Origin of the sequence: Fodinibius saliphilus (genome assembly GCF_005869845.1) — a bacterium.
Taxonomy (GTDB): domain Bacteria; phylum Bacteroidota; class Rhodothermia; order Balneolales; family Balneolaceae; genus Fodinibius; species Fodinibius saliphilus.
This window is the reverse complement of sequence record NZ_VAWF01000002.1, coordinates 414,549-426,577: the sequence shown is the minus strand read 5'-3', so window position 1 is coordinate 426,577 and position 12,029 is coordinate 414,549. Positions and strand designations below refer to the sequence as shown.

General features: G+C 41.7%; 16 protein-coding genes and 1 tRNA gene. 13 read left to right on the top strand and 4 right to left on the bottom strand.

Translation table 11 applies throughout. The features are described from left to right. Positions 1-41 precede the first annotated feature (41 nt). Positions 42-554 (top strand): glutathione peroxidase, encoded by a 513-nt coding sequence (locus FCN14_RS09950; RefSeq protein ID WP_212747615.1) that lies wholly within the window; start codon positions 42-44, stop codon positions 552-554. A 75-nt stretch (positions 555-629) separates the two neighbouring features. Here FCN14_RS09950 and apaG read toward each other — a convergent pair whose 3' ends face one another. Continuing rightward, on the bottom strand, positions 630-1,022 hold the full coding sequence (gene apaG / locus FCN14_RS09945; protein ID WP_138431129.1) for a Co2+/Mg2+ efflux protein ApaG: 393 nt from the start codon (positions 1,020-1,022) through the stop codon (positions 630-632). Positions 1,023-1,146: 124 nt separating this feature from the next. Between apaG and FCN14_RS09940 the strand changes: the two genes are divergently transcribed. From FCN14_RS09940 to FCN14_RS09900, 9 genes are all read left to right on the top strand, one after another. After that, positions 1,147-1,220, top strand: a tRNA-Asp gene (locus tag FCN14_RS09940). A gap of 758 nt (positions 1,221-1,978) precedes the next feature. Beyond that, on the top strand, positions 1,979-2,185 hold the full coding sequence (locus FCN14_RS16015; protein WP_138431128.1) for a GDCCVxC domain-containing (seleno)protein: 207 nt from the start codon (positions 1,979-1,981) through the stop codon (positions 2,183-2,185). A 601-nt stretch (positions 2,186-2,786) separates the two neighbouring features. Next, the gene (locus FCN14_RS09930; protein WP_138431127.1) at positions 2,787-3,365 is read left to right on the top strand and encodes a Crp/Fnr family transcriptional regulator; all 579 of its coding nucleotides are present in this window, start codon (positions 2,787-2,789) and stop codon (positions 3,363-3,365) included. Positions 3,366-3,515: 150 nt separating this feature from the next. Continuing rightward, a complete protein-coding gene (locus FCN14_RS09925) occupies positions 3,516-4,421 on the top strand; it encodes a DUF5996 family protein (protein ID WP_138431126.1) in 906 nt (301 codons plus the stop codon). 9 nt (positions 4,422-4,430) lie between these two features. Further along, the gene (locus FCN14_RS09920; RefSeq protein ID WP_138431125.1) at positions 4,431-5,363 is read left to right on the top strand and encodes a ring-cleaving dioxygenase; all 933 of its coding nucleotides are present in this window, start codon (positions 4,431-4,433) and stop codon (positions 5,361-5,363) included. A gap of 26 nt (positions 5,364-5,389) precedes the next feature. Then, the gene (locus FCN14_RS09915) at positions 5,390-6,067 is read left to right on the top strand and encodes an alpha/beta hydrolase (RefSeq protein WP_138431124.1); all 678 of its coding nucleotides are present in this window, start codon (positions 5,390-5,392) and stop codon (positions 6,065-6,067) included. 70 nt (positions 6,068-6,137) lie between these two features. Beyond that, positions 6,138-6,710: an NADPH-dependent FMN reductase gene (locus FCN14_RS09910; RefSeq protein WP_138431123.1), complete on the top strand. Its 573-nt coding sequence runs from the start codon at positions 6,138-6,140 to the stop codon at positions 6,708-6,710. A 31-nt stretch (positions 6,711-6,741) separates the two neighbouring features. Next, the gene (locus FCN14_RS09905; RefSeq protein WP_138431122.1) at positions 6,742-6,975 is read left to right on the top strand and encodes a DsbA family protein; all 234 of its coding nucleotides are present in this window, start codon (positions 6,742-6,744) and stop codon (positions 6,973-6,975) included. Between the two features lie 50 nt (positions 6,976-7,025). After that, positions 7,026-8,159, top strand: a complete 1,134-nt coding sequence (locus FCN14_RS09900; RefSeq protein ID WP_138431121.1) for a low temperature requirement protein A — start codon at positions 7,026-7,028, stop codon at positions 8,157-8,159. 88 nt (positions 8,160-8,247) lie between these two features. Here FCN14_RS09900 and FCN14_RS09895 read toward each other — a convergent pair whose 3' ends face one another. Beyond that, complete coding sequence (locus tag FCN14_RS09895) at positions 8,248-8,514, bottom strand: transposase (protein ID WP_171032882.1); 267 nt, start codon at positions 8,512-8,514, stop codon at positions 8,248-8,250. A gap of 461 nt (positions 8,515-8,975) precedes the next feature. Next, complete coding sequence (locus FCN14_RS15745) at positions 8,976-9,134, bottom strand: hypothetical protein (RefSeq protein ID WP_171032881.1); 159 nt, start codon at positions 9,132-9,134, stop codon at positions 8,976-8,978. Positions 9,135-9,712: 578 nt separating this feature from the next. On the opposite strand from FCN14_RS15745, the gene FCN14_RS09890 reads away from it, so the two are divergent. Continuing rightward, on the top strand, positions 9,713-10,744 hold the full coding sequence (locus FCN14_RS09890; protein ID WP_138431119.1) for a serine hydrolase domain-containing protein: 1,032 nt from the start codon (positions 9,713-9,715) through the stop codon (positions 10,742-10,744). 327 nt (positions 10,745-11,071) lie between these two features. Here the strand turns inward: FCN14_RS09890 and FCN14_RS09885 are convergent, their stop codons facing one another. Next, a complete protein-coding gene (locus FCN14_RS09885) occupies positions 11,072-11,302 on the bottom strand; it encodes a MarR family winged helix-turn-helix transcriptional regulator (RefSeq protein ID WP_138431118.1) in 231 nt (76 codons plus the stop codon). Positions 11,303-11,382: 80 nt separating this feature from the next. On the opposite strand from FCN14_RS09885, the gene FCN14_RS09880 reads away from it, so the two are divergent. Together FCN14_RS09880 and FCN14_RS15890 are read left to right on the top strand one after the other, a co-directional pair. Then, positions 11,383-11,577 (top strand): antibiotic biosynthesis monooxygenase, encoded by a 195-nt coding sequence (locus FCN14_RS09880; protein ID WP_138431117.1) that lies wholly within the window; start codon positions 11,383-11,385, stop codon positions 11,575-11,577. Between the two features lie 138 nt (positions 11,578-11,715). Continuing rightward, positions 11,716-11,916, top strand: a complete 201-nt coding sequence (locus FCN14_RS15890) for an EVE domain-containing protein (protein WP_212747614.1) — start codon at positions 11,716-11,718, stop codon at positions 11,914-11,916. The last annotated feature ends 113 nt before the right edge of the window (positions 11,917-12,029 follow it).

Below are 12,029 nucleotides of genomic sequence, written 5' to 3'. Positions count from 1 at the left end.
TATAAATGAAAACATTCTTCTACTTATTAATAATTTCAGCGATGTCTTTAACAACACATGTTACAGTAGACAATATTTATGACTTCAAACCTACAAACATTAATGGAAAAGAAACATCTTTAAACGAATTTAAGGGAGAGGTTCTCCTTGTCGTTAATACCGCATCGGAATGTGGTTATACCCCTCAATATGAAGGGCTCCAAAAATTACATGAAAAATATAGTAAGAAAGGCTTTAATGTATTAGGATTTCCTGCAAATAATTTTGGCGGACAGGAACCCGGAACGGATAAGCAGATTAAAAAGTTTTGTAAGGTGAACTATGGGGTAAGTTTCCCGATGTTTTCTAAAGTATCGGTAAAAGGTAACGATCAGCACCCATTATTTGATCACCTAACCTCCGCAGAGAACCCAGACTTTACCGGTGAAATCAAATGGAACTTTGAAAAGTTTTTAATCAGTAAAGAAGGAACCTTATTACACCGATTCAGAAGCGATGTTGAACCTCAAAGCAAGAAACTTACAAATGCGATAGAAAAGGCTTTGAATCAATAATGTGATGTATCCCTAAATACATCCCATCACCATCCCGACAGAGGGCCGCAACTGATACTTGCGGCTCTCTTTTTTTTAGTTCAACAAATGAGAAACTAATAAAAACTTTGGAATACGCACTTCAATCGTTTCACCATCTTCTCGCTTCATGGTGTAATGTCCCTGCATACTTCCTTCAAAAGATTTTAGCACACAGAAACTATTATAACTGTGAGAATCATTAGGCTGAATGATCGGTTGTACCCCAATAACCCCGTCACCAGTAATCTCATGGTCTTTACCTTGTGAATCTTCAATTTCCCAGTATCTACTCACAAGCTGTACCGGTTCATCACCCATATTTTTTATCTTGATAAAGTACGCAAAGACGTGCTTATGCGCTATAGGATTAGATTCTTCTTCTAAATATACCGGTTTTACCTCAACACTTATATCATGGGAAACTTCTACAAATTTGGGCTGATACATAATACCATTTCTTTAAATTGAGCTTTCATTGTAACCATATTACTGTAGTCGACCAAAATTTCAAAAAAGGTCAAATATTACTTGACATATGGTGCTTAAGGTTCTTATATTTGGGCTCTCGTTTGGTCCGGTAGTTCAGCTGGTTAGAACGCCTGCCTGTCACGCAGGAGGTCGCGAGTTCGAATCTCGTCCGGATCGCTCTTTTAAAGCCTCTAGCTCTTTTGAGTTAGGGGCTTTTTCTTTTTCTACCGGCTAGTTAAGGAACCGCGTTCCCCGAAGCCGTTACTGCCGCTCACATGAACCTCCAATCTTTTTGTGAGCACAAGTATTTTACTTTAACTGCCTATACTTATTATCGACTCTGGTCAATGCCTTCTTAAATTAAATCTTAGATCACTAACCAGAGATATTATAGCATGAAATTATTGTGCCAACCTTCTTAAAGCATGCTTATAAAACGCATTCATTCTATTCTCAGCGGCTCTTAGCCCCTTTGCTGGAATTTTTTTCCATTCCTGTAAGAAAAATGCCTCCCCCGCCATTGAAATTAACGGAATAGAACTGTGGTGGGAGTAGAATATCTACTTAATCAAATAGCTAAATCTGTGGGGGTTCTATTTTATGCTGTTACAGCTACTAATTTCCGCTAATTCAACGATTTCCCATAATGGTAAATTTCACGACAAAAAACGTCCATTTTAAATAAGTTGCATCATGGTCAGGCCGTCATGTTATGTCAACATGTTATAGCACATAGCTGCACCATTACATTCCCCTATAATATTCGATTTTGCCCTTAGCAGCCTTTTATACAACTTACGATCGTTGAATAATAACATTATTATACAATCGCCTAGTTGCGATAATCATAGGTTATAGAGCTACCCATTTATTTGGGTAAAATAAACAGCAAAGAAATCATAAAATTTTAGCACAAGATTTAGTCAATTCATAAAATGGAAATAGCTACGAAATCAGTAATCACTTGTCCTGAGTGTGGACATCAAAAAGAAGAAGAAATGCCCACCGGAGCTTGCCAATACTTCTATGAATGTGAAAACTGTAATACCACTTTGAAACCGAAAGAAGATGATTGCTGTGTATTTTGTAGTTTTGGCTCAAAAGCTTGCCCACCTGTTCAACAAGATCAGAATTGCTGTTAACCAATTGTAGCCCTATAACCCCTTCAAAAAGGAAAATATCAAGTAGATAGTCCTCACCCAGCATGCTTTTATCGGATATTTCATAAATCCTAATTTTTCCAACCTGTAACTGGCAACCGGTTTCGGTGATCATGCTCGGATTACCTGCCGGCATCCAATACCAATTGCTCGTGCATTCGACAACGGCTTTCACAGGGCCCTCCATTGAACCAAAAAAATCCTCCAGTGATCGCCGAGACGTCGGCAGTTTGGCCTCTCGAATTACTTCGCCATTGCTGTAATTGCGACATTTACCATATTATTAGTATGTAAATCGATTCCTACGTGAATCATGGGGTCCTCCTTGGATTAGTTAGGGTTGAACATCTCTAATCTAAATGAGGACTTCCTTTTTGGAAAGATCCTGTGCATTAACTCGGACAGGCCTCGCCCTTCCTTGCCTCCCTTCGGTTTATTAGTTAATCTTTCGTTTTAAAACAACTTCACCACTCCGGCGCCTGCCGGTTATGCGCCATGTCGTTAGCCATAAAGTGAACATTAGGTTCTTGAAATATTACAAATGCTTCAATTGTCAAATCATTATAACTTTAAGAAATAATTAATGAGTTACGAGTTTACAAGATATCTTAAAGAAAGCGCGGGAATAACGGAAAAACAGTTGGAACAGCTTCAGCAAAGAATAAACACGAAATTTGTTGAAGAAAATGAAATACTGTTACAGAAAGGACAGGTATGTAAACAGTTCTTTTATGTAGAAAAAGGACTCTTGCGCTTTTACTCTGTCGATAGAAAGGGCAAAGAAAATATCCTGGAATTTGCCCCTGAAAAGTGGCTGGTTGTTGACAGGGCAAGTTTTTACTTTGATGAGCCTTCCGAATTTTATATTGATGCGATTGAGCCAACCAAGGTAGCTGTATTGGATGAAGAATTCATTAACATAGCTTCTGAGATAAGTCCTCAATTTAGAAAGCATAATGAACGGATTCTTCAAAATCATATACGCCACTTACAAAATAGGATAGACCGTTTAATTGGGAAAAACGCGAAGGATAGATATTTAAATTTTCTCAATAAATATTCGGATTTAACGCTCCGAGTTCCCCAATGGATGATCGCTTCTTTTTTAGGGATTACACCAGAGAGTTTAAGTAGGGTAAGAAAAGAACTATCAAATAAGTAACTGTCACAGGAGCAGACTAAAGTGCTTTTGTGATCACTGTAATTCTTACCATACATCAATGCAAGTCAGCTAATAAATTAATACCATTATTATAGTTGTCATCTGACTGAGATACAGCAAGATTAAAATTAAACAGTGAGGGTTGAGATTATGGAAATGGAACCTTTTCCGGCGTTACCGCTTGATGAATGGAAAGAGACCAAGCAAACGCTTCATCTTTATGTACAGATCGTGGGTAAAATCCGGATGGAACTCACACCACATCAAAACCACTGGTGGCATGTTCCCCTTTACGTAAATACACGAGGTCTGGGAACCAGTACCATACCTTATAAAGATCATCATTTTGAAATTAATTTTGACTTTATTGATCACCAGCTGACGGTTACGACAAGCCAAGGTGAGCAGGAACAGTTTGAACTTTACGATGGACTATCAGTTTCAGAATTTTATCAAAAGCTGTTTGGTATTTTCGACCAGTTAGATATTGATGTAGATATTCTTGCAAAACCTTATGATCAGCCTTTTGATACTCCTTTTCCAGAAGACAAGGAGCATAATCGATACGACAAAAAGTATGTGGAGCGGTACTGGAAAATCCTGTCGCATCTGGTTCGTCTTTTCCAGCTTTTTAACCGTGATTTTAAGGGCAAGGTTTGTCCAGTACAATTATACTGGCATAGCTTTGACTTGGCGGTAACCCGATTCTCTGGTGATGAGGCGCCGCCGATGCCAGAAGCTGGCCATGTGGACCAAGAGGCGTACAGTCATGAAGTAATAAGTTTTGGGTTCTGGGCCGGTGATGAAAATATTCCGAATGCCGCACTGTATTCCTACACCTTTCCGGCTCCCGAAGATCTCGACAGTGCACCACTAGAGCCTGACGAATCTTTCTGGACCGAACAACGTGGAAGCCCGATGGCATTATTGATGTACGAGGATGTCAGAAACGCTGATGACCCGGAGCAGGCTGTGTTGAACTTTCTGAGAAGTTCATGGGAAGCAGGTGTTGAAAAAGCAGGATGGGATACAAGCAATTTAATTAAATCAAAATAGATCAAACCAATGGAACAGCATCACAAAGGTATTCATCACATTACAGCCATGGCGGGCAATGCGCAACGGAATGTTTATTTCTACGTAAAATCGCTCGGCATGCGGATGGTAAAAAAGTCAGTAAATCAGGATGATCCGGGCACCTATCACCTTTTTTATGGAAATAAACAAGGTTCACCGGGATCCGGTCTCACCTTTTTCCCTTGGCCGATGGCACGACAGGGTAAACCGGGTTTGGGGGAGGCCGTAAAAGTCGCATTCGCTGTGCCTGGAGACTCGATACATTACTGGGCCGAACATTTTGGAGAGGAAGGCATTGACTTTGACGGCCCCTATGACCGGTTTGGACAACAAACAATTGGGTTCAAAGATCCGGATCGTCTGCAACTTGAGCTTGTCTTTGAGGAGCAGGCCAAAAAACTGCCCGGCTGGGATCAAAGTACTGTGCCCGCAAAATATGGTATCCGTGGTTTTAAGGGTACCACGCTACGCCTAAAACAGACCGAACCAACAGCAAATGTCTTGAAAAATATATTTGGTTTCGAGGAAACGGACAGGAGTGAGAACGCCCGTCTATACACAACTGATGCCCCTATCGGCGGTTCAGTTATCATTGAGGAGGGCGAAGATAAACCATCTGCAAATGGTCGGGGGATTATCCATCATGTTGCCTTCCGTGCTCAGGACAAGGATGAGCAAAAAAAGATGAGGAAAAAGGTCATCAACATGGGCTTACAACCTTCGGAGATTATCGACCGCCACTGGTTTCATTCGGTCTACTTTCGGTCTCCTGGCGGGGTATTATTCGAGATTGCAACAGACGGACCCGGCTATGCTGTGGATGAAGATGCCGACAAACTCGGCCAGAAACTCATTCTTCCGCCATGGCTGGAATCCCGACGCGAGATGATTGAAAAACGTCTGCCTGAGATTACGGTATAATCATAAATCGATACTCTTTCACAACAATGGCGTTATTCCGAGTTGATCCTGACAATCCGTTTAACGGTCCGCATCAAGAAGCTAATACCTTTGAACATGGGGCTTCATTATCACGAGCTGAAGCAGTTATGATTATGGTGCATGGCCGTGGTGCAACAGCTAAAAGTATGTTTCCGCTGGCCGATGAGTTCGCCCAGCCCGATTTTCATTATGTTGCCCCGCAGGCACAGCATCACAGGTGGTATCCGTATTCCTTCTTGAAACCCAGGGAAAAGAATCAGCCGGGCATATCGAGCGGGTTACAACTTTTGCATGACCTTTTGGAAGATGTTAATCAGGGAGGGATCTCCAAAGAGAAGATCATCTTGCTTGGTTTTTCGCAGGGTGCTTGTCTGGCAACTGAATTTACTGCTCGTCACCCACAAAAGCTGGGTGGCGTTGTTGCGTTAAGCGGCGGCCTGATTGGTCCAACGATTAACCAAGAACATTACTCAGGCTCATTGGATAAGACACCTGTTTTCATCGGTTGTAGTGATAATGATCCTCATGTACCCAACGAACGAATAGATGAAACCGAAGCGGTGTTTGAACAACTTAATGCTGATGTTAACAAACAAATTTATAAAGACATGGGACATACTATTAGCAAAGAAGAAATACAGGTAATTCGTGGCATGATGGCGAATATCCTCTATGATAAATGAGAGTATTTGACAGCAGCCTGAGCTTATTTTAGCATTAGAAAAAATAAATGTAATCTTCAAATATTGACAGATGGTAAATCCAGATATCAATAATGACGTAAAAATACTGGCGTTCGCAGGTAGTCTGCGCAAGGGATCTTTTAATAAAGCGGTTTTGAGAGCAGCTAAGGAGCTTGCTCCCGAATCGATGGATATTGAGATTTTTGATCTCCAGGGTATTCCACTTTACAATGCGGATGTGGAAGCCAAAGGCGATCCCAAACGTGTTGCAGCATTTAAAGAAGCTATTCGCCAGGCAGATGGTCTCCTAATTGCAACACCCGAATATAATCATGGCGTACCGGCGGTGACTAAAAATGCAGTCGACTGGGCTTCTCGAACTCCCAAAGATGCTCCGTTAAATAAAAAGCCTGTTGGGATTCTGGGTGCTTCACCAGGAATGACGGGCTCAGCACGCGGTCAGAGTCAACTACGACAAGCGCTTGAAGCTTCCAACTCTTATTGCATGCCAAAACCGGAAATTCTTGTTTTTCGCGCCCATGAAAAATTTGATGGCAACGGAAATCTGACGGACGAAGCCACACGCAAATATCTGGGCAAATACCTGGAGGCACTACATGATTGGGTCAATAAGTTTATCTGAAAATAGTCCTTCAAACTCTTGGCAGTAAACTATGACAATCCGACTCTTAAAAATTGAGGAGATTGCGAATCAACTTGATCTTGATGTTAATCAATTTAAGAGTGATTTGACGCAGCGTACGTTCCGTGATCTCGTTGCTACTCAACTCAAAGAAGGAATAACTCACGATGTTGAAGGGACCCCAACGTTTTTTATCAATGAAGAGATGTATTACAGAGAATTGAATTACAAAGAACTACAACAAGCAATTGACAATCTTTTATAAACAGTATAGTACCCCAAAATAAATCTGACAGCACTGCTTGGTTTCAATTAATGAAGCCAAGAGATCCTAATGAAGAACATCGACAAGCCTCATTTTTAGAGTTATTTTTTGATCTTTGTTTTGTCGTAGCCATAGCACAGGCTGCTGCTCAATTACATCATGCCATAGCGGAAGATCACGTTGTGTCCGGAATTATTAGTTTTTCGATGGTTTTCTTTGCTATCTGGTGGGCCTGGATGAACTTTACGTGGTTTGCTTCGGCTTACGACAATGATGATATCCCCTTTCGCATTGCTACATTCATACAAATTGCCGGTGCTTTAATTTTGGCCGCCGGTGTCCAACAGGGATTTGTCAATCAGAATTTCAACATCATCTTTATCGGTTATCTCGTAATGCGGGTTGCTTTAGCAAGCCTTTGGATCAGAGCCGCCTTCCATGATCCTTCGCTAAAGACAACAAATTTACGCTATGCCATTGGGATATGTGTAGCGATGATTGGTTGGGGCATTATGTTTGCAGTTAACTACTGGCCATTTGGGGGTTTTTTATTGATGGCAGTAGTTGAGCTGGCAGTACCAGCGTGGGCTGAATATTCCGATCCGACCCCCTGGCATCCTGAACATATTGCAGAGCGTTACGGTCTGTTAACCATCATTGTATTAGGTGAATCTGTACTCGCTGCTACTAACGCCGTACAAATTGCTCTTGGTGAACAAGGGGCAGAGTTTTATACCCTACTTGCCATAATTGCCGGCGGATTGTTAATACTGTTCTCATTCTGGTGGCTCTATTTCTCCAAATCAGCTCACCAATTCCTTACCTCAAGGAAGATAGCATTTCTATGGGGATATGGTCACTACTTTATTTTTGGATCCGTTGCGGCAGTTGGAGCAGGGATCGCTGTTAACATAGATCACACCACTGCCCACACCGCCATAAGCGATCCAATTGCTTCAGCAGCTATAACAGTACCGGTGGCTTTTTTCCTGGTCATGCTCTGGATATTTCACATTAAACCCCATAAAACAGGTTGGCGACATGCTATTCCTTTTCTGTTGGGTGCGGCAGCAGTTTTGGCCGTGAATTTTATATCCTCAACCATTCTGATAACGGGGTTAATTACAACGGGCGTGGTAATTTATAATGAGATCATTTTCCGTCGAAATCGGCAAACGGTTTAAATAATTATCCAATATCTAATCTAACATTACCGTACCAAAAATTAATTTACAGCTAACCCCTTTATTTCTATGTTAGAATCAAGTTATTCTAATATTTCACATAGGGCGTTCCTCGTTTTATGACCGCGTATATTCGGTGGATTAACTTATTATGTAGTTTCTTCTTTAACGCTTTATTCGCCCGATGGGATATTTTCCGTCGAGAAGATACCTGGCGCCCGGAACTGTATTCAAACGGAACTACTCCGGCATAACAAACTAGTTTTCGAGGATTTTTTAACCGAGTATCCCCCACGGTAACCACCATAAGCGTTAAGGCCAAGATCGGACCGATGCCTTCAATACTTTGTAGCAACTGGAACTGATCGTTTAGCTCCAGATTCTGGGCGACCAGATGATCAATATTCGCTTCAATATTCCTAATTTGCTACTCTATCTGAGTAATAATAAGGGAATGACTTTTTCGAAGCACAACAGCTACTTGCGGATCCCAGTTGAGCGAAAGCTCTCACAATCGTTGCCGGTATTTGCTACGATCATCTACAAGCAATTGGCGTAGTCCTAACAAGTGACGTAAGCTCTCGATATTGGTACTTTCGGAGACGACCAACCGCACTTAATCTCGGTAACGCAGCACATATACGGCAATTTGGCGGGCATCTTACGGATCAGACTTTCCTCGAATCAGTCCTTTACTCAAATGAATACTTAACGGAGAGGCCTCCCACAGGTGCGCTTCCCTTGACAACAATGTTTGTTTTATTTGATGGGAATAAGGCCCGGTCGGTTCCAGGCAAAACAAACAATGTGCAAGAGCTATCTTATGCACTCGAATCCACTCCCTGACAAGACTATGGCTTCAGAAGCCTCATTTGGGGGTTCTCGTTCGTCCATAACCTCGGCTTGTAGTCTTACCAGGTCCCATTGCAGGGAATCTTTACTTACATCGATACCAATAAAATACATGAAGTCCATATCTTCCTCGGTTATGCTTATGGGTTAAGCGTTGAGGTTCATTCGAACCGTATCTCATTAACTCTATTGGCCCCGGGGCTAAATTTCTATTTGAGTCTGGATTCAGAAAGGACGAAGCCACCAAATAAAGGGTTGAGCCTATCGCTCAAAAAAGGAATGGTTCTGACCTCGTCCCTGAACCGTCAATGCACTGGAAAGATACGCTTTTAACCATCAACTAATACATCGTTTATAAGCGACCTCTTTCAAAGAGAAACTAGAGTAAAAAGGAAAATGTTAAGCAGACAGTCCTCACCCAGGTTGTTTTATCACTTATCTTTTAAATTCTACAACCATAACCTGTAGCTGGCGACCGGGTTCGTTGATCACGCTCGGATTACCTGCCGGCATCCACATTCCGACGGCTGTCGGAACTTATCTTCCGCCAATGGGCAGAAGCTGCTCCCGACACTTATCGGGAACCATCCCAGATCTTTAACCGGCCAGCCAACCGATGTCCCAATCCGGCACCGAATAAACTGCAACTTCATTTATAACTCTTCGTAACAGCCACAGAACCATTACTAAATCCATACTATTTGTGCGATACCTTATCTTTGCGAAAGGCGAATCATATTCCGGGCCTTGCTGCTGCCGTGGTTAAAGATCAGGATATTGCATGGTCAACAGGCTTTGGCAGCTCTCATTTTGATACCGGTGATGGCGCAACATTTAAAGCTGTTACGGCTGACACTCCATTCTGGATTGCATCAGTCACGAAAACATTTCTGGGACTACTATTTCTTCAGCTTGAAGAAGAAAGCGTAATTAACCTACACAATAGGATTAACGATATGCCTGGCTGGGACAGTTTTTGCGGGCGGCTTTCAAATTCCAACATTATTTTTGGCGAGAATCTCCACTGTGATACGGCGATCACTATCTGGAACGTCCTCAACCACACCGTCAATGGAGAACCGGGAACCCAGTTTTTATACAATCCCATTATGTATTCCCGGCTTTCCCGCTACATTGAATATGTGTACGGAAATCCGATCGCAGCTGCTGAAGGGCGCCAAAACACCATGGCACGATTTATTCAGGAGAATATTCTGGGACCTGCAGACATGGATCGAACGATGTCCAGCATGTGGCAGCGCGAAAAGGCACTCGTATTTTTTGATATGGCACAAGGATTTGAATATAGCGATGGTGGATTCTCCAGGAAAAAGCACCTGGAACGCCATCTGGCCGGTGGAGCGGGTATCATCTCAACGGTCCATGATCTTGCCAAATATGATATTGCCCTCGACACCGGCACGCTTGGCTCTGATCAGCTAATGGAAAAACTCTTCACGCCCGCAGAGGCTCCCGATGGTACCAAGCTTCCCTATGCATTTGGCTGGTACGTGCAGGATTACAAGGGCGAGAAACTTATCTGGCATTACGGATGGGATGAAAAAGCCGGATTTTCCGCCCTCTATCTGAAAGTGCCTGAACGAAACCTAACCTTCATTTTACTGGCAAACAGCGAAGGATTATGGTGGGGCAATCCACTCGATGAAGCAAAAGTTGAAAAGTCACTTTTCGCACAGTTATTTTTGAGTCATTTTGTCTTCAGCACTAAATAAAGACCTCGATCCACATCCCCCCGCATTAAGTCAAACACAACTCATCGCGGGACTGCGTCCTTTGCTTTTGGGGGAGCAACATTCAAAATATGTATTTTATCAGGATCCTGTTACGCCTATTATGCGCCAATTCGTTAGCTATCCTCGAGTGGTTTAATGCACTTTTCTAAATTTTTTCTGGTTTGTTTAATCTCTTTTTGCGTTAAATGACTTGTCATTTCATCTTCGATATTTTGCACTATCGTGTATGCCTTTTTGAGTAACTTCTTTCCTTCTGAAGTTATAAGAGTATTGATTTTCCTTCCATGAGAAGGATCTGATTTTCTTTCAACCAATCCTTTTTGATTCCAGCCCAACTATAATTTTGTGCATCGTTTGGGGCGTTAAAAAACAGCGACGTGCTAATTCAGCATTTGACAGCCCTTGATCTTCTTCCAAAATACTTAATGCGGCATATTGAGGTGTTGTTACTCCAACAACATCCAATTTTTCATCCATCCGTGTGCGCAACAATTGTTGCACACGTTTAATCACATATCCTAACTGTTGATCAACCATAATTAATTATTGAAATATCAGCACACTGATACTATAATACCAGTGTGCTGATAACATAGCTTGAAATTTATTTAATATCTATGATCACCATTGATCAAAATGAAGATGTCTTCACCTTAATTAATGGTTTTTATGTCGATCCGGCCAACCAAAAAGAACTTGTTGATCTACTCATTGAAGCTACCGACGAGACCATGAGCAATCTGCCCGGTTTTATCTCAGCAAGCATTCATCAAAGTGGGGATGGGGAACGGGTAGTCAATTATGCCCAGTGAGAAAGCCAAGAGCATTTTGAAAAAATGTTGTACAATTCTGCTGCTATTTCTCATATGAAAGAAGCAGAAGAACTTGTGAAAAGCTTCGACCCGATTCAGACAAAAGTAGTTGATTCTATTTCAATTTAATTTTCCATCATGAAATATTGGATCATTGTCGCTTCTAAAGAGCATGTTCAAGCTGCAAAAGAAGGAGAGTTTTGTCAGGCTTGCCATGGTAAGAAATGGCCCTTAGCAAAAATGAATACTGGTGATGGAATTATCTTTTATTCTTCCAAACAGAAGCTTAGATCCAATATCTTTTATCAAAAGTTTACAGCAATTGGTTTCGTTAAATAGAGAGAAATATATCAAAAGCAGTTGCACACTAATTTTAAACCTTATCGAAGGGACGTAGATTTTTGGGATTGTGGGGAATTAAAAATACACCCCCTTCTTGAAAAATTACTCTT

Bases quoted from the DNA above. Each gene is read 5' to 3' on its own strand.
- apaG (WP_138431129.1), bottom strand. From the start codon at position 1,022: ATGTATCAGCCCAAATTTGTAGAAGTTTCCCATGATATAAGTGTTGAG.
- FCN14_RS09930 (WP_138431127.1), top strand. From the start codon at position 2,787: ATGAGTTACGAGTTTACAAGATATCTTAAAGAAAGCGCGGGAATAACG.
- FCN14_RS09880 (WP_138431117.1), top strand. From the start codon at position 11,383: ATGATCACCATTGATCAAAATGAAGATGTCTTCACCTTAATTAATGGT.
- FCN14_RS16015 (WP_138431128.1), top strand. From the start codon at position 1,979: ATGGAAATAGCTACGAAATCAGTAATCACTTGTCCTGAGTGTGGACAT.
- FCN14_RS09905 (WP_138431122.1), top strand. From the start codon at position 6,742: ATGACAATCCGACTCTTAAAAATTGAGGAGATTGCGAATCAACTTGAT.
- FCN14_RS09915 (WP_138431124.1), top strand. From the start codon at position 5,390: ATGGCGTTATTCCGAGTTGATCCTGACAATCCGTTTAACGGTCCGCAT.
- FCN14_RS15745 (WP_171032881.1), bottom strand. From the start codon at position 9,134: ATGGACTTCATGTATTTTATTGGTATCGATGTAAGTAAAGATTCCCTG.
- FCN14_RS09900 (WP_138431121.1), top strand. From the start codon at position 7,026: ATGAAGCCAAGAGATCCTAATGAAGAACATCGACAAGCCTCATTTTTA.
- FCN14_RS15890 (WP_212747614.1), top strand. From the start codon at position 11,716: ATGAAATATTGGATCATTGTCGCTTCTAAAGAGCATGTTCAAGCTGCA.
- FCN14_RS09910 (WP_138431123.1), top strand. From the start codon at position 6,138: ATGGTAAATCCAGATATCAATAATGACGTAAAAATACTGGCGTTCGCA.
- FCN14_RS09920 (WP_138431125.1), top strand. From the start codon at position 4,431: ATGGAACAGCATCACAAAGGTATTCATCACATTACAGCCATGGCGGGC.
- FCN14_RS09950 (WP_212747615.1), top strand. From the start codon at position 42: ATGTCTTTAACAACACATGTTACAGTAGACAATATTTATGACTTCAAA.
- FCN14_RS09925 (WP_138431126.1), top strand. From the start codon at position 3,516: ATGGAAATGGAACCTTTTCCGGCGTTACCGCTTGATGAATGGAAAGAG.
- FCN14_RS09885 (WP_138431118.1), bottom strand. From the start codon at position 11,302: ATGGTTGATCAACAGTTAGGATATGTGATTAAACGTGTGCAACAATTG.